Origin of the sequence: Xanthomarina sp. F2636L, from assembly GCF_026410195.1 — a bacterium.
Classification (GTDB): domain Bacteria; phylum Bacteroidota; class Bacteroidia; order Flavobacteriales; family Flavobacteriaceae; genus Xanthomarina.
The window spans coordinates 607,262-624,444 of sequence record NZ_JAPMLM010000068.1; the positions used below are offsets into that span (position 1 = coordinate 607,262).

The 17,183-nt window shown below is 33.5% G+C and carries 18 protein-coding genes; 7 read left to right on the forward strand and 11 right to left on the reverse strand.

Features of this window, described 5'->3' with window-relative positions; genetic code table 11:
• Positions 1-55: 55 nt before the first annotated feature.
• The 6 genes from OS191_RS10120 to OS191_RS10145 form a co-directional block, all read right to left on the reverse strand.
• A complete protein-coding gene (locus OS191_RS10120) occupies positions 56-2,497 on the reverse strand; it encodes an FG-GAP-like repeat-containing protein (protein ID WP_267155574.1) in 2,442 nt (813 codons plus the stop codon).
• 12 nt (positions 2,498-2,509) lie between these two features.
• Entirely contained in the window at positions 2,510-3,604 is a 1,095-nt protein-coding gene (locus tag OS191_RS10125) for a hypothetical protein (RefSeq protein WP_267155575.1), read from the reverse strand.
• Positions 3,605-3,716: 112 nt separating this feature from the next.
• Positions 3,717-4,706, reverse strand: coding sequence for an aspartate-semialdehyde dehydrogenase (locus tag OS191_RS10130; protein ID WP_267155576.1), 990 nt, complete (start codon positions 4,704-4,706; stop codon positions 3,717-3,719).
• 112 nt (positions 4,707-4,818) lie between these two features.
• Entirely contained in the window at positions 4,819-5,223 is a 405-nt protein-coding gene (gene mscL, locus OS191_RS10135) for a large-conductance mechanosensitive channel protein MscL (protein ID WP_267146910.1), read from the reverse strand.
• Positions 5,224-5,283: 60 nt separating this feature from the next.
• Complete coding sequence (gene alr / locus OS191_RS10140; protein WP_267155577.1) at positions 5,284-6,390, reverse strand: alanine racemase; 1,107 nt, start codon at positions 6,388-6,390, stop codon at positions 5,284-5,286.
• Position 6,391: 1 nt separating this feature from the next.
• Positions 6,392-7,030, reverse strand: a complete 639-nt coding sequence (locus OS191_RS10145) for a thymidine kinase (RefSeq protein WP_267155578.1) — start codon at positions 7,028-7,030, stop codon at positions 6,392-6,394.
• A 103-nt stretch (positions 7,031-7,133) separates the two neighbouring features.
• Here OS191_RS10145 and OS191_RS10150 point away from each other — a divergent pair, with 103 nt between their 5' ends.
• From OS191_RS10150 to OS191_RS10175, 6 genes are all read left to right on the forward strand, one after another.
• Positions 7,134-7,868: a DUF8457 domain-containing protein gene (locus tag OS191_RS10150; RefSeq protein ID WP_267155579.1), complete on the forward strand. Its 735-nt coding sequence runs from the start codon at positions 7,134-7,136 to the stop codon at positions 7,866-7,868.
• Positions 7,868-8,548: a 16S rRNA (cytidine(1402)-2'-O)-methyltransferase gene (rsmI, locus tag OS191_RS10155; protein WP_267155580.1), complete on the forward strand. Its 681-nt coding sequence runs from the start codon at positions 7,868-7,870 to the stop codon at positions 8,546-8,548. Before OS191_RS10150 ends, rsmI begins: the two co-directional genes overlap by 1 nt.
• Before the next feature lie 101 nt (positions 8,549-8,649).
• Positions 8,650-9,222, forward strand: a complete 573-nt coding sequence (locus tag OS191_RS10160; protein WP_267155581.1) for a uracil-DNA glycosylase family protein — start codon at positions 8,650-8,652, stop codon at positions 9,220-9,222.
• Positions 9,223-9,403: 181 nt separating this feature from the next.
• Positions 9,404-9,832 carry an OsmC family protein gene (locus OS191_RS10165; protein WP_267155582.1) on the forward strand — a complete coding sequence of 143 codons (429 nt, stop codon included), beginning with the start codon at positions 9,404-9,406 and terminating at the stop codon, positions 9,830-9,832.
• Positions 9,833-9,915: 83 nt separating this feature from the next.
• Positions 9,916-11,607: a single-stranded-DNA-specific exonuclease RecJ gene (gene recJ / locus OS191_RS10170; protein WP_267155583.1), complete on the forward strand. Its 1,692-nt coding sequence runs from the start codon at positions 9,916-9,918 to the stop codon at positions 11,605-11,607.
• A 131-nt stretch (positions 11,608-11,738) separates the two neighbouring features.
• Entirely contained in the window at positions 11,739-13,016 is a 1,278-nt protein-coding gene (locus OS191_RS10175; protein ID WP_267155584.1) for an MFS transporter, read from the forward strand.
• Here the strand turns inward: OS191_RS10175 and OS191_RS10180 are convergent.
• Together OS191_RS10180 and OS191_RS10185 are read right to left on the reverse strand one after the other, a co-directional pair.
• The gene (locus OS191_RS10180) at positions 13,013-13,765 is read right to left on the reverse strand and encodes a UDP-2,3-diacylglucosamine diphosphatase (RefSeq protein WP_267155585.1); all 753 of its coding nucleotides are present in this window, start codon (positions 13,763-13,765) and stop codon (positions 13,013-13,015) included. The two genes, OS191_RS10175 and OS191_RS10180, sit on opposite strands and share 4 nt — an antisense overlap.
• A 64-nt stretch (positions 13,766-13,829) precedes the next feature.
• On the reverse strand, positions 13,830-14,279 hold the full coding sequence (locus OS191_RS10185) for a 6-pyruvoyl trahydropterin synthase family protein (protein ID WP_267155586.1): 450 nt from the start codon (positions 14,277-14,279) through the stop codon (positions 13,830-13,832).
• A gap of 93 nt (positions 14,280-14,372) precedes the next feature.
• Between OS191_RS10185 and OS191_RS10190 the strand changes: the two genes are divergently transcribed.
• Positions 14,373-15,014, forward strand: coding sequence for a 2OG-Fe(II) oxygenase (locus tag OS191_RS10190; protein WP_267155587.1), 642 nt, complete (start codon positions 14,373-14,375; stop codon positions 15,012-15,014).
• 101 nt (positions 15,015-15,115) lie between these two features.
• Here OS191_RS10190 and OS191_RS10195 read toward each other — a convergent pair whose 3' ends face one another.
• The 3 genes from OS191_RS10195 to OS191_RS10205 are packed head-to-tail and all read right to left on the reverse strand — an operon-like array spanning position 15,116 to position 17,144.
• On the reverse strand, positions 15,116-15,295 hold the full coding sequence (locus OS191_RS10195; protein WP_267155794.1) for a hypothetical protein: 180 nt from the start codon (positions 15,293-15,295) through the stop codon (positions 15,116-15,118).
• A 17-nt stretch (positions 15,296-15,312) separates the two neighbouring features.
• Positions 15,313-16,647: an MATE family efflux transporter gene (locus OS191_RS10200; protein ID WP_267155588.1), complete on the reverse strand. Its 1,335-nt coding sequence runs from the start codon at positions 16,645-16,647 to the stop codon at positions 15,313-15,315.
• Entirely contained in the window at positions 16,644-17,144 is a 501-nt protein-coding gene (locus tag OS191_RS10205) for a GNAT family N-acetyltransferase (protein WP_267155589.1), read from the reverse strand. Before OS191_RS10205 ends, OS191_RS10200 begins: the two co-directional genes overlap by 4 nt.
• Positions 17,145-17,183 lie beyond the last annotated feature (39 nt).

Below are 17,183 nucleotides of genomic sequence, written 5' to 3' on the forward strand. Positions count from 1 at the left end.
GTTTATAAATAAAAAAACCACTCTTTAGAGTGGCTTTTGTATTGATGTTATAAAATTACTTTTTAATGAATTTCTTATAGACGCTTTTTCCTTTTTCTTCTAATCTTAAAATGTAAAACCCACTTTGAAGATTTGATACATCTAATGAGGTGTTATTCAATTTTGAGCTAAAAATTTTCTTCCCATTTAAATTAAAAATAGTAGCTACTTTATTTGAAATATCAGAAGAAGATGTGAAATTTAAAACATTTTCTGTTGGGTTGGGATACATCACCAAATCTAAAAGAGTTTCGTCTTGAATGCTTAAAGATTGACCTTCAATAACTGTATGCAACATATTTACAGACGGATTAGAAATGTTATCTACCACCCCAGATGGCCAATAAATTACCATATTATTGATAGTTGTTTCTGTGCCTAAACCAAAATGTACATTTAACGAACTCATATATTCGAACCCTTCTCCACTTCTAACATCTCTAATTTGTGTGCCAGAATCTGTATGGATCTCTATTCGTGCTCCAATACCATTATAATTACTTTGAACTCCTTGTGTACGAATCATGATATAATTATTTCCGTTTCCACCATTATTCTTGTATAAACTTCCGTTAAAGACATCTAAGAAACCATCTCCGTCGACATCCCCAATGGCACCACTTGGTGGCATATCTGTTGAAACAACAGTAAAGGAATTATCACCATTATTTAATAATATTCTTCCATTAGATAAAATATCTACATACCCATCATTATTAAAATCTCCAGGCGCATTCTCAATCCCATAAGGAGCACTACTAATATTTGCTGTTGCAGTTGCATCTGTAAATGTTCCATCTCCATTATTAATCATGTATTTGTGTGAGCCATCAGACGATGCACTTGCACCAATATAAGCATCCATATCACCATCATTATCAAAATCTGCCCAAGCCGAAGACCACGTTTGGATTGGATCTGCCATGTTTGTTCCTTGCGCGACTTCTACAAAAACTCCATTTCCATCGTTTCTCCATAATTCGTTTATTTTATGAGTCACGTTTCCTCCACGACATTTAGCAATAAATAAATCTGGGTCTCTATCGTTATCGTAATCTACCCAAACAGTACCATAATTCCCTCCATTAGGGTGTACACCTATTCCATTTGGCAACTCTGAAGAGGGTCCTTGATAAAACGTTAAATCTGCACTTGGAGTGCCATCATTTATAAAATAAACATTTGGTTGTACATCGTGACAAACAAAAGCATCTAAATCGCCATCGTTATCTATATCCACAAAATTAGACCGTTGTGAAAACACATAAGACGACGTATTAAAGGAGTTTGAATACGCTGTACCATCATTATTTGCCTTAAGAAATGAAACCCCATATCCTGATGCGTATAACAGATCGTTAAAACCATTTCCATCTAAATCTCCAGCAGCAATACTCCAACCTGGTCCATAATCTGTTGGAGCTGGATAATTTGTTAAAGCAAAACCACCAGACACTTGATGATTGATATTAATGCTAGATGAGGTGGCTGCAATTAAGTCGTCCAAGCCATCATTGTTCATATCGACTACAGCGTAGCTAGTCCCACTCATAGAAAAAGTATTATCTCTAATAAAAACAAAATCACCTGGATTTGGTGGTGCCTCGTTGGTTGTAAAATTTATAGAAGCCCATTCGCTATAACCATCCGATAGACAATTAGCTCTAACATAAGCCTTATAATTTGTATCGGGAGTTAAACCAGTTACTGGATAAGGATTATTTGTACTAGTTGCAGTTCCTGAAGTTGGAGCAGCAGAACCAGCAAGCTGAACTACTATTTGCCATGCTGTTTCATTGTCTCCTGCTTGCCAACTAATATTTGCTGAGTTATGTGTTATTCCGGCAACACTTATATTTGAAACAACTAAACAAGCTGGAGGAATTGTGGATGTTATGGTAGGTGATGCAAAACACATACCCCAACCATATGAACCATTATCGTTATAATGAATTCTATATCTAAATCCTGATAATTGTGTGCTAGAAAAAGATGCAATATTTAATTCTATACTATTAAAAGCATTGAAGTTTCCAGAGCAGAAATCATATGTAGGAGGACTTATTGTATCATCTTCATAAGGCGAACCCCAATCTACCCAAGCATTTGCATCTGCATCCCAATACTGTAGTGTAATGGATTCATTTTGATAGACGTTTAAGATGTAATTAGAGTTAACTGTTAATACAGTTTCTCCAGCATTATATGCACTTGTTAAATTAATTGTTGGTGATTGTGCGGCCACATTATTTACAGAGGCACTACCACCTTCATCATCATCAAAAGAAAACGTTGAAGAATCTGTAGTTGGATTACCTGTAAAGACTAAGGGGTCTGTTTCAAAAGAACCAGATAGAGTCCAACTTGAATTAGGCCAATTAGCTGGCTGATTTAAAACTTGTGCTATCGAGTAAAAGCTACTAAATAGTAAAGCAAATAATAAAATAATTTTTTTCATGATTTTAGGTGTTTAATTGCATGGAGTTGTTAAGGAGTTTATCCACTCTCGAATGAGTTGAACACCTTCTTCATGTTTTAGTGTTCTTCCTAATAGTGGCATTCTTTCCGATTCTATAACCGAATTCATTCTATAATATAAAACAGATCTATCGTGAGATCCTGGATTAACAATATGCGTTAATCCTGAGTCTGGTATTTCTGTGTCTGGCTCTACACAAATTCCTAAATTAATAGGATTGGAAGAAGATTCAAAATCAAATCTAACAGGTCTATACGCACAATGCGCTTCTTCTGAATGACAATGAGCACAATTAATATCGAAATAGGATCTTGCTCGTAATTCTAAAGACTGTGTGGTATCATCCCAACTTGGTAAAGTTACAATATCACTAGGATAAGAAGCGTCTAAATAACCCATTTCAGCCCATTTCTGTAATTGGTTTTTAGTTTCACCTCCATAATTAAAAAGGGTATTTATATTTCTAGGTTTAGGTCCAATTGGAATGGAAACATCTCCCGACTTATGGCAAGTATGACATTCTGCACCAGAAGGCACTCTAAAATTTACGCTATTAATCGTACTATTTTCATCCCATTGCACAAAAACATCTCTCCCGTTTAAATCGAAATTTGCTTCATTCTGACCTTCATTCCAAATATATTCAGCAAAAATCCAACCTTCAGCTTTTTTAATCATTAATCGGGTTTCTATAATTTTGGTTTTATAATCCGGAAGCACATTTTCGTAATAAAAATTCTTTATTAAAATGGTACCTATAGGGAAGTTAAAAATAGAACTATCATTAACATAACTTGCACTTACATTATCTGGCATCCAAATAAATCGCTTTTTATGTGCATAATCTGAAAAAAGAGGAGAACTAAGCTCAAATGGCAAAACGCCAAAAACAGGCTTTAAGTTTTTGATATCTCCATCAAAAAAATTGTATTCTGAAAGTGTCTGATAAGGAACCTCATCTATATTAAAATTAACTGGAGATATTTGCTCTGGCTCAGGGTTTGAGATATAATCATCATCTGATGCACAAGAAAAAAATCCAAAGCATATTAAAATTAAAAAGTAGGGAAAGTAGATTTTAATCATTTATTATTAAAATAGCTATAAATGTAGTTATTTAATAACTATTTTACAATAAATACCGAATAAGCATAATAAATTACTTAAAAACAAATATTTATCTTAATTAATTATTTAGTTAAGCAAGTTTGTTTTTCACTAAATATTCTGCTATCTGAATGGTGTTTGTAGCGGCTCCTTTTCTTAAATTATCACTCACTATCCACAAATTTAAAGTGTTTGGTTGCGACTCGTCTCTACGGATTCTTCCCACAAATACATCGTCTTTTCCATGTGCATAAATGGGCATTGGATAAGTATTTACCTCCACATTATCTTGCACTGTAATTCCGGGAGTGTTATTTAAAAGAATACGAATATCTGTGACTTCAAAATTATTTTGAAACTGCACATTTACAGCCTCGCTATGTCCTCCAGAAGTTGGAATACGTACAGCAGTTGCTGTAACAGCTATGGTTCTATCGTCAAGAATTTTTTGAGTTTCCTGCACCAATTTCATTTCCTCTTTGGTATATCCATTTTCTAAAAACACATCGCAATGTGGCAAAGCATTTTTATGAATTGGGTACGGATACGCCATTTCTCCTTTTACTCCAGCCAATTCGTTTTCTAATTGCTTAATAGCTTTTACACCAGTTCCAGAAATAGATTGGTAGGTAGAAACTACAATACGTTTAATTTTATACTTTTTATGAAGGGGTGCCAAAGCCATCACCATTTGTATTGTCGAACAGTTTGGACTTGCAATAATTTTATCTTCTTTTGTAAGTACATTGGCATTAATTTCTGGGACAATTAGTTTTTTGCTTAAATCCATTCGCCATGCTGATGAATTATCAATAACAGTTGTACCAACTTCTGCAAATTTTGGAGCCCATTCTAAAGAGGTTTCTCCTCCAGCAGAAAACAACGCTATATCTGGCTGCATTCTTAAAGCTGTATCTAAAGAAACCACAGGGTAATCTATATTTTTAAACGAGATTAATTTCCCAACAGATTTTTCTGAAGCTACTGGAATTAATTGCGTAATGGGAAATCGACGCTCTTCTAGAACTTTTAACATAACCTCTCCAACCATTCCTGTTACCCCTACTATTGCTACTTTCATGACTTAAATAATTTATAGCAAATTTATAAATTAATTTAGGGCATCTTTCAAAAAATAACATAAAAAAACAGCTCCATAAAATGAAGCTGTTCTCAATTAAACTCTAAATAATTTATTGTTTTTTCAAGGCGTCTCTAATTTCTATTAAAAGATCATTGTCTGATGGTCCTTTTGGCGCTTCTGGAGCAGGCTCTTCTTTCTTCTTCATTCTGTTAACAGCTTTTACAACCATAAACATCACAAAGGCTACAATAATAAAATCGATAACATTAGTAAAAAACGTTCCGTATTCTAAATAAACTTCTCCAACCATTTCGCCAGCATCATTTAATGTTCCATCTTGTAATTTATATCGTAAATCTTTGAAATCTGCATTGAATATTAATCCAATTAAAGGAGAAACAATTCCTCCAGTAAAAGCTGTAACCACCTCTTTAAAGGCAGCACCCATTACAAAACCTACGGCAATATCTACCAAATTGCCTTTCATGGCAAATTCCTTAAATTCTTTTAACATAATTAGTGTTTTAATTGTTAGTATAAATACGAATTTAAATAAAAAAACCTAAAGTGGCCATTATTTAATTATTAATCGTTTGATACGCTGTGAAATGGCTGTAATAATTTCGTAAGAAATACTATTTACACGTTCGGCAAATTTAGATGCTGTAGGCTGTTTCCCAAAGATAATTACTTCGTCTCCTTCTTTACATTCAATGTCTGTAACGTCAACCATAATCATATCCATACAGACGTTTCCTACAATATAAGCCGGTTTATTATGGATGGTTACAAAGCCTTTTCCATTTCCGTATTGTCTGCCAATACCATCGGCATGCCCAATTGGAATAGTTGCTGTACGAATTAATTTATCACTTTTAAAAGCTCTATTATATCCTACTGTTTCTCCTTTTTCAATAGTGTGAATTTGAGAAATAACCGATTTTAAAGTAGCAATAGGTGTAAAATGAACATCTTCTTTTGCTGAATTTCCAAAACCATAAAGTCCAATCCCGCTTCTAACCATATCTAAATGAGCTTCAGGATAATTTAATATCCCCGAAGTATTACAAAGGTGAAGCATCGGTTTATAACCAACCACTTTAATAAATTTATTTGAAATAGACTTAAAAGCTTGAATTTGATTTAAGGTGAATTCTTTCTCGTTTAAATCTTCACTAGCGGCTAAATGAGAGAAAATTGATGTAACTTTTACTGAAGAATTTGTTAGCAACCTACCATGTATGTTTTCAATATCTGCTTCATCAAAACCCAATCTATTTAAGCCTGTATTAAACTTAATATGAATGGGATAGTTTTCTTGCTTTTCTTTTTTAGCAACTTCAAGAAAACTATTCAAACTTTTAAAATTATATAAGCTAGGTTCTAGACAGCGCTCTATAATAGTTAAATAATTTACAGGTTGCGGATGCAAAACCAGGATGGGCTTTGTAACTCCAAAATCTCTTAATGCAACACCCTCGTTAGTATAGGCAACGGCAAAATAATCTATCTCTAAACTTTCTAAGTAGGCAGCAACTTCCTGGGACTCGCTCCCATAAGCGTAAGCTTTAACAACGGCCATTAATTTAGCTCCGTTGGTAATTCTAGATTTTAAGTATTTGTAATTGTTTTGAAGTGCTTTTAAATCTATTTCAAGGACTGTTTCTTGCGTATTGGACATGCTATTTATCAGATTTAGGAGAAATTTCTTCAACATCATTCACCTTCATATTCCTCACCTTATCTCGAGTCATAGCTTTAAAATAAGCGGCGCGACTTAAAGGCTCGTATTCGTCTACTTCTCCAAGTAAAACTAAATTATCATTTTTAGATAGTCTATAACTGTATTGAGCTAGATTTCCAGTTCTGGTGCAAATGGCGTGAACTTTAGTAACATATTCTGCTGTTGCCATTAGGTTTGGCATAGGCCCAAAAGGATTTCCTTTAAAATCCATATCCAAGCCAGCTACAATAACACGAACACCTTTGTTTGCCAAATCGTTACATACGCGAACAATTTCATCATCAAAAAACTGGGCTTCGTCAATACCAACCACGTCGCAACCATCTGCCAGGATTGGAATGTTGGCTGCAGCTGGAACCGGAGTGGAACGGATTTCGTTAGCATCGTGAGAGACCACCATGTCTTCGTCGTAACGCACATCGACTGCAGGTTTAAAAATCTCTACTTTTTGTCTGGCAAACTGAGCACGTTTAAGTCTACGAATCAATTCTTCCGTCTTTCCAGAGAACATGGAACCACAGATTACTTCAATCCAACCAAATTGTTCTTTATGATTTACTGTATTTTCGAGAAACATTTTGTAATTTTAACACTAAAACAAAGCGATATTTCGTTTTGTATAAAGGTGGCGTAAATTTATTAAAAATCAAACCCATAAAATAGATTAAATTTTAAAAGTTATGAAGAAGAAACTTGAAGCCGAATTAATGAGCATTGCTCACAGAATTCTGAAGTTAAAAGGCAAGGATAATATTGATAAAATGCACAAAGAAGTGGCAGCACTTTATGAGAAATTAACCGTTTTAAAATTTGCTAAAGAAAATCTTAACAACGATTTACCAACCATAGGAAGTGACTCCTCTTTTTTTGGAATGCTAGATGTTGCATTTAATAATAAAGTGAGTGATAATATAGAGTTTGAAGATAAAACTTATGTCAATTTAGACGAGAGAGACCATGATGATATTATGGAACCTGCCATTGAAAAGATAAAAGATATGGTGGCACAAATGCCTCTAGAAGCAGAACATATAGATGCTATTTTCGAAAAAACATTACCTAAAAAACAATACCATAAAAACGATTTTGAAGAAATAACTGCAGGGTTTGACGAAATTCCTGAATTTGAACCCATCAGTAACAAAAAAGACGACTCTAAAAAATCTTTAAATGATAAACTTAAAAGTGGAGGTTTACATATTGGGTTAAATGATAAATTAGCTTTTATAAAACACCTATTTAATGGTGAAGCATCTGATTATGACAGAGTTCTTTCACAAATTAATACTACAAGCACTTTTGAAGAAGCTGAAAATCTAATTCAAAATGTGGTAAAACCAGATTATAATAACTGGAAAGATAAAGAAGAATTTGAAATGCGTTTTATGGGAATTCTTGAAAGTAAATTTCATTAATGAGTAAGCTTTATATTGTACCAACTCCTATTGGAAACTTGAAAGACATTACTTTTAGAGCTGTTGATGTTTTAAAAGAAGTCGATTTAATTTTAGCCGAAGACACGCGTACTTCAGGAAAACTATTAAAACATTTTGGGATTTCAACCCATTCACAATCGCATCATATGCATAACGAGCATAAAACGGTTGAAGGGTTAATCAATAAATTAAAAAGTGGTGTAAGCATGGCTTTAATTAGTGATGCTGGAACGCCAGCTATTTCGGATCCTGGCTTTTTACTGACTCGTGCTTGTATTGAAAACAATATTGAAGTGGATTGCCTTCCAGGAGCTACTGCTTTTGTTCCAGCATTAGTAAATTCTGGTTTACCAAACGATAAATTTGTGTTCGAAGGCTTTTTGCCAGTTAAAAAAGGGCGTCAAACCAGACTTTTACTTTTAGCTGAAGAAACTAGAACCATTATTTTTTACGAAAGTCCGCATAAGCTGATTAAAACCCTGACCCATTTTTGTGAATACTTTGGAAAAGACAGACCTGTTTCCGTCTCTCGAGAATTAACGAAACTCTACGAAGAGACCGTTCGAGGTACTGCTAAAGAAGTACTTGAGCATTATACTAACAAGCCTCCAAAAGGAGAAATTGTGATTGTTGTTGGAGGAAAGCCTTTAAAAGGCTAATTAATTTTATCTCTCTGAGCGAGTTTGTACTGAATACATTCTAAGTGAAGTATTTTTCCAAAAGATTCTTTATTACGTTTGAAATAACATAATTCGAATTGATGAAAGACCTATTACATAATGTCAGACAATGCACCATTTGCAAAGATTATTTACCTCTTGGTCCACGACCTATAGTCTCCGCTCATGCTGATTCCAAAATCATTATTATTGGTCAAGCTCCAGGGTTAAAGGTTCATAAAACCGGGATTCCTTGGGATGATCCTAGCGGAAAACAGTTAAGAAAATGGCTTAATATAACTGATGAAGTTTTTTACAACGAAAGTAAAATAGCTTTAGTTCCAATGGGATTCTGCTATCCCGGAAAAGGAAAATCTGGCGATCTACCGCCAAGACCAGAATGTGCACCTCAATGGCATAGACAATTATTGGATAAAATGCCAAATGTGGAATTGATTATTTTAATTGGTATGTATGCTCAAAAATATTATTTAAAAGATAAAGCCAAAAGGACCTTAACCGAAACAGTCGCCGAATACAAAACCTATTTACCAACTTATTTGCCTTTACCACATCCTTCTCCACGAAATCGATTTTGGTTGTCTAAAAACCCTTGGTTTGAGAAGGAGGTTATTCCTGTATTACAGAGAAAAGTCTCCATTATTATAGAATAAGTATATTACAAAGAGTTAAAGTTTTTAAATTTTAGCGAGACATTTTTCCAAACTTATTAAAGTAATGATTTAGTCTACATATCCTAAATTAAATCATCTCTTCCTTAAAAGTCTTTTCAATAGTAAAGTCAATTATTTATTGGTATTTTTGAAAGTATAAGTAACTAAAAAAGTATTAAACATGGCAAACACGAATAAAGTAACCACCCATTGGAAAGGCAACATGCAATTTGAATCGGATAATCCAAACGGAAAAACGGTTTTAATGGACACATCTCCAGAAAACGGAGGACATAATTCTGGCTTAAGTCCGAAAGCCATGATGCTTTCAGCTCTAGCAGGTTGCTCTGGATTAGATGTGGTGTCTGTTTTAGATAAAATGAAAGTGAAAATTTCTGATTTCAGAATGGATACCTATGGCGAATTAACCGATGAGCATCCAAAATATTACCACAGCGTTTCGGTAGAATATCACTTTTACGGTGAAGACCTAGATGAAAAAAAAATTAAAAAAGCCGTCGATTTATCCATCGATAAATACTGTGGCGTTATGGAAATGTTTCGCAAGTTTGCAACGGTAAATACGTCGATACATTATCATAATAAATAGTTTCTGTCATGCTGAGCTTGTCGAAGCATCTTATAAAGATTCTTCGCTACGCTCTGAATGACACATATTAATTCCTATAAAATATGCGCTGGACCCTTAAACCAAAACCTGAAACTGAAAAATTAGTTTCCTTGCAAAAAGCACTTCAAGTAGATGAGGTAGTGGCTACTTTGTTATTGCAGCGTGGAATTGAAACTTATGAAGACGCTGAAACATTTTTCAGACCAAGTTTAGATCAGCTACATGATCCATTTTTGATGAAAGATATGGATAAGGCTGTTGAACGCATCGAACTTGCATTGTCCAGAAATGAGAATATTTTGGTTTTTGGGGATTATGATGTGGATGGAACATCTTCAGTCGCTTTAATGTCAAGCTATTTAAAAACAAGATCAGAGCAAATTGCCACCTACATTCCTGATAGATACGACGAAGGTTATGGCGTTTCTATAAAAGGTATCGACTTTGCTCACGACAACGATTTCTCGCTAATTATCGCTTTAGACTGTGGCATTAAAGCTATTGATAAAGTAGCTTATGCCAAAGAAAAAGGTATCGATTTTATTATTTGCGATCATCACAGACCAGGAAATGAGCTTCCAGATGCTGTGGCCGTTTTAGATCCAAAACGAAACGATTGTAACTACCCATTTAAAGAACTTTGTGGTTGTGGTGTTGGGTTTAAACTTATTCAAGCCTTAGCAAGCAGAGAGGGAAAGTCTGTAGTAGAACTTACCGAATATTTAGACTTAGTAGCTACGGCTATTGGAGCAGATATTGTCCCTATTATTGGAGAAAATCGCGTTTTGGCATATTTGGGACTGCAAGTTATTAATAACAATCCAAGACCTGGAATTAAGGCTATTATCAATCAGGTAAATAAAGAAAATTTAACTATTACAGACGTGGTGTTTATTGTGGCTCCAAGAATAAATGCTGCAGGACGTATGAAACATGGCAACTATGCCGTGACTTTATTAAGCGAAACCGATTTTGAATTAGCTGAAACCTATGCAGAAGAAATAGAAGCGTTTAATACAGACAGACGGGAAGCAGATAAAAGCATCACAGAAGAAGCTCTTGAACAAATAATTAAAGATAATGAGCAGGACCGATTTACTACGGTTGTTTATCATGAAACTTGGCATAAAGGTGTGATTGGTATTGTAGCTTCAAGACTTATAGAAACCTATTATAGACCAACCTTGGTATTTACAAAAAGTGGAGACAGACTTGCAGCTTCTGCACGTTCTATTTCAGGTTTTGATGTATATAATGCTTTGGAAGCTTGTTCTGAACATATCGAGCAATTTGGAGGTCATAAATATGCCGCAGGACTCACGCTTAAAGAAGAAAATTACAAAGCTTTTAAACAGGCTTTTGAAGATGAAGTCTCAAGAACAATTGATAAACATTTACTAGTACCTGAAGTTAGAATTGATTTTAATATTAATCTACATCAAATAAATCGGAAACTATGGCGCATTTTATGCCAGTTTGCGCCTTTTGGGCCTGGAAATATGACACCTATTTTCATGACAGAAAATTTAAAAGATACAGGTTATGGCAAATGTGTTGGAGAAGACGATAAACATTTACGCATAACTGTATCACAAGGAGGAGATGAAAAATTGGTCTGCATTGGTTTTAATTTGGGAGACAAGCTACATTTAATTAAAAACAAAAATACGTTTAAAGCTGTTTATACCATAGATGAAAATCATTGGCAAGGCCACACCTCACTTCAATTGAAGTTGAGAGACCTTAGAGACTAAAAATATTCCTATTTTAGATTTTTGTTAAAAACTAAAATAAGACATCTTTCTATGATACATTTGTGCAAAATTATAAAAAGACCTTTTAGGTTTCAATTCCGAAATTTCAAGACTTAAAAAGTCTGGATACTATGAAACATCCCAATAAAAAAGATCCATACGCAGCTTTACGAATAAAAGAATTCAACATTTTTTTATTGTTGCGTTTTGCTTTGGTTTTTGCCTGGTCTATGCAATTTATTGTGATAGAATGGCAAGTATATAGTTTAACTAAAGATCCATTATCACTTGGTATCATTGGGCTTATGGAAATTATTCCAGCTTTATCCATGGCTTTATTTGCAGGACATATAGTAGATCAAAAAGAGAAGCGAAATTTATTGGCTCTTTGTATTGCCTTGTTTTCACTTATAAGTTTAGGGTTGTTTTTATTGACCTGGCCAAGAATAGTTCAAGATTGGTCTACAAACTCCATTCTGTATTGTATTTATGCTTTGGTATTTTTTGGAGGGTTCTTGCGTTCGTTTTTTGGACCAACTATTTTCTCATTAATTGCTTTAATTGTTCCGAAAAAAATATACCCAAATGCTGCAACCTGGAGTAGTTCCACTTGGCAAATGGCATCCGTTCTAGGGCCTGCAACTGCTGGTGTTTTAATTAGCGTTATTGGCGTACATTGGTCGTTATGTATTGTATTTGGTTTGGTTATGTTTTCATTACTTGTTTTAACTCAAATTAAAAAGAAACCTATTTTAAATCCTAAAATTGGAGAACCTGTGATGCAGAGTTTAAAGGAAGGTGTCCGATTTGTATTTAAAACCAAAGCTATTCTAGGAGCCATTACTTTAGATATGGTTGCTGTTCTTTTTGGTGGTGCCGTGGCTCTACTTCCTATTTTTGCTCAAGATATTTTAAAAGTTGGCAGTGAAGGCTTTGGGGTGTTACGTGCAGCACCAGCTGTTGGTGCTTTTTTAACCATGTTGGCAACTGCTTATCTTCCTATTAGCAAAAACGCAGGTATGAAATTACTAGTAGCCATTTTTGGCTTTGGGGTTTGTATTATTGTTTTTGGTTTATCGTCTATTTTCTGGATTTCTGTAGTGGCACTTTTCTTTAGTGGTGTTACAGATGGAGTTTCTATGGTAATTAGACAAACCATTTTACAGATTAAAACGCCAGATCATATGAGAGGACGAGTATCTTCTGTAAACTCTATGTTTGTAGGTTCTTCAAACGAACTTGGTGCTTTTGAAAGTGGGGTAACAGCCAAACTTATGGGAACAGTAACTGCTGTAGTTTTTGGTGGAACCATGACACTGCTAACTGTAATTACTACGGGAATTGTGTCTCCTTCGTTTAGAAAATTAGATTTAAGAAAAGATATTGAGGAACATGAGAGGGATGATTAATATTCTTTCAACTCCAAAACTTCACCATCAAAAACTCCATAGGTATAATATCCAATCCAATCACCAAGATTGATATATTTTGAGGTTTCGCTTATATCGATATTTAAAGGCAAATGTCTGTGACCAAACACATAATAATCTCTATGTTTTTCTTCTTCCTTTTTTTTGCAGTATTGTACGAGCCATTCTTTGTCTTCACCTAAAAACTTGGCATCTTCATCTCCAGAAATCAGTTTGTTTTTAACAGACATATATTGTGCTAATTTCACCCCTAAATCTGGATGTAACCAACGGAATAACCATTTACTAAATGGATTGGTAAACACCTTTTTCATGCGTTTATATCCTTTATCTCCTGGACCTAAACCATCTCCATGACCAATTAAAAAGGTCTTGCTATTAAAAGTGAATTCTTTGGGTTGGTGATAGACAGGAATGTTTAATTCTTCTTCAAAATAACCATTCATCCAAAGATCATGATTTCCAACAAAATAATAAATAGGAATTCCCGAATCGCTAATTTCTGCAAGCTTCCCAAGAGTTCTGGTAAAGCCTTTTGGTACAACAGTTTTGTATTCGAACCAAAAATCAAACAAGTCTCCCATTAAAAAAATAGCTGCAGCATCTTCTTTTATTTCATCTAACCAAGCCACAAATTTTTGTTCACGAGGACGTGATTGTTCTGGGGTTGGTGCTCCAAGATGATTATCAGAAGCGAAATAGATTTTTTTTCCTTTGGGAATATTCATGAAGTAAATATAATTAATTCCTGCCAAGACAGAAATCTTAATGTTTGGGTTTTTCAGCTAAAAACTAATTATCGCTAGCATACCACTCCGCAAAACTAGTATCTGTTTCTTGGAGTCTTAAAGAAAATAAAGAAATATGATTTGGTAATTGTTTTTTAATTTTTTCAGCAAAATCAATCACCATCATTTCACTGGTTGGTTGATAATTTACCAATAGCACGCTATGTCCTCTTATCTCAAGTTCTTTGGCCAATTCCACATGTGGTGTGTTTTTATTAAAAACGGTAGCATGATCAAAGACGTCTACTATTTCACTTTTTACTATTTTTTTAAGGTCGCCAAAGTCAATTACCATTCCATATTTTACATTATCTGTATCCGAAATTGGTGTTCCTATTACTGTTACAGACAGTTTATAACTGTGTCCATGAACATTTTTACATTTTCCATCGTAGCCATAAAGCGCATGTCCTGTTTCAAAAGAAAATTGCTTAGTGATTCTAATTTTACTCATTGAATGTTTTATTATAAATGCAAAGATAGTTGTTTTGTAAAAGCAATTGGTTTTTAGTCTACATTTGCGCACTTTTTAAATTTTTTATAAAGAATGAATCAGCTTTTTGAAGACCGATCTTTTATTGAGAATCCTCAATATGAGTCTATTATTGAAGATATTTTAAAAAAACAATATTCTGTAATTGAAGATTTTTTTACAGCTGAAGATGTTTCGGTTTTACGACAATCCTTAATAGAAAAACATGAAGAAGATGCCTTTAAAAAAGCAGCTATTGGAAATCATTTAAATGAAATAATCATAAAATCGATTCGTGGCGATGTTATTCTATGGATTGATGAGTTAAAGGCCAATGAAGCCGAAAAGATTTTCTTTAATAAGATAAATAATTTGGTGAGCTATCTAAACAAAACCTGTTTCTTAGGAATTCTACATAAAGAATTTCATTATGCCTTATATCCTAAAGGCACATATTATAAAAGACATATAGACACCTTTCAAAATGACGACAGACGAAAACTTTCTATTGTATGTTATTTAAATGAAGATGGTTGGTTACCGGAAAATGGTGGTGAATTGGTATTGTACTTAGATGAAAACGAAAAAGAAACCGAAAAGGTTATTTATCCGTTTCCAGGACGTGTGGTTATTTTTGAAAGCCAGATTATAGAACACGAAGTAAAACCTGTAAACACAGAAAGGATGAGTATTACAGGTTGGTTAAAAACACGTTAGCTTAACGATTTTTTCTACGGTTATACACATAAATTACTACAAGTACAATTGCCAAAATTAGAAACAAACCGTTTCCGCTTAAAAAGTTTAAAAAATCCATATTATTCTTTATTTATTCTGTTTTTATTATATCTATAAATTAAATATGCAATTATAACAAGAGTTACAAAAGGCAATAAGCTTCCAATAAACACGCCAATTTCATAGGAGCCATCGGGGGCTTCTTTTATTTTTTCGTTAATATCAACTTCTTGAATTAAGTTTATAATTGCAAACATCATTTTAATTTTTTATAAAGTTAATCCTTTTGACTAAGTGGTAAAAATTCTCTTCTAAATTTTATAATTAAAGGAAAGCCTCTTGCTATTATCCAACAGGTGAAAGCTGTAAAAATAGCGTATAGTTTAAGGTCCATGCTATCTAGCCAAAATAATATAGGAACAAACACGAGCAACGTTGAAAGCAGTAAAAGGTTTCTTAAATCCTTCATTTTACCTAGACCTTTAAACATACCATCAAAAATAAAAGCAATAGCACATAAAGGTTGCATGGCTAAAACCATCCAGAATATCTTATAAAATTCTTTTAACACTTCTGGTTCTTTAGTAAAAATAGTGCCAATAGAATAATAAAATAGGCCTCCAAGAATAGCTAAAAATAAACCCAAATAAACTCCATATTTAATAAGCTTATTACTTAATTCAATAAGTTTATTGTATTCTTTTCCTCCTAATAGTTTTCCAGACAAAATATTCCCGGCACTTGCATAACCATCTACAATAAAAGCTCCTAAAAACCATAAATTTATGGCAATAGTATAAGCAGCAATGTATTGTTTTCCGTAGCTAGTAGAAAAAGCACTTGCAAAATAAAGCGTGACATTTAACGCTAACGTTCTAACAAATAAATTTAGAATCATAACCGTAAAACGTTTCATTTCTTTATTAAATGGAAGATGTAATTTCAAAGAAATAGGCGTTTTCTTTAATAAGTAATAAGCAGATAAAATAGCCATTAACATTTGGGCCATAACGCTTGCGTAAGCTGCTCCCTGAATGTGCATGGCCGGAACCAAACCTTCTATTCCATACACTAAAATAAAATCTAATACAATATTTGAGGATGCTCCAACAATAGCAATAATCATAGGATAATATGTGTTTTGTAATCCTCTAAAAGTTCCAAATATGGCGATAGTAAATAATGTAAAAGGAAAACCAAACACACGAATTTTATAATAAGCAATACTGTAATCTAAAATAATATTGGAGGCATTATAAAGCTTGAATATTTGCTCTGCAAAAGGGTAAGTCACTAAAATTATTAAAATGCTTAACGAAGTAATAATAAAAATGGCTTGAGCTGGTAAATTTTTAACCTTGTCCAAATTATTTGCTCCTACATATTGTGAAACAATAGATGAAATTGCACTTCTAGTCTGACCAAGAACCCAAATAAGCATGGAAATAAAAGCACCAACAATACCAACAGCTGCTAAAGATTCGGTAGCATTAAAATCTACATTTCCTACAATAGCCGTGTCCGTTAATGATAAAATAGGTTCAGACACTCCAGCAATTAAAGCTGGAATAGCTAATTTATTTATATGTTTTAAACTAATATTTGTGCTCACAGGATTAATTCATAGCAGTAAAAAGGAAACTTACTTTGTTTTGGGAAATAAATTTTTCCCGTTTTTCTATAATTGCGAAGTTCATAAAATTTTTGATTTCGGGTGTTTTGGGAAAAAGTATCTAGTCTAACGGATGTGAAATGGTTTTGCACAGCAAATGTTTCAGCAAAATCCATCAGTTTTTGCGCATAACCTTTTCCTTGTGAGTTTGGATGTACAGCCAATCTATGAATATAAATGTTATTATTATTTGGAGTTAACCATGTAATAGGAACATACTCTTCATCCATAAAAGTTGAAATAACAATACAACCTAAAATTTTAGACTCTTTTTCTAATAGAAATAATTCATCTCTAGATACATCATTTTCAAAAGCCTTTCTACTTGGATAATTTTCATTCCATTGAAAAACAGCATTATTAATCATAAAATCAGCACAAGCCCGAGTTATTTCTAAAATGCTATCAATATCCTTATAAGTAGCTTTCCGAATCAATTTTAATGTTTACTTTTGCACAAATTATCGTGTAAATTT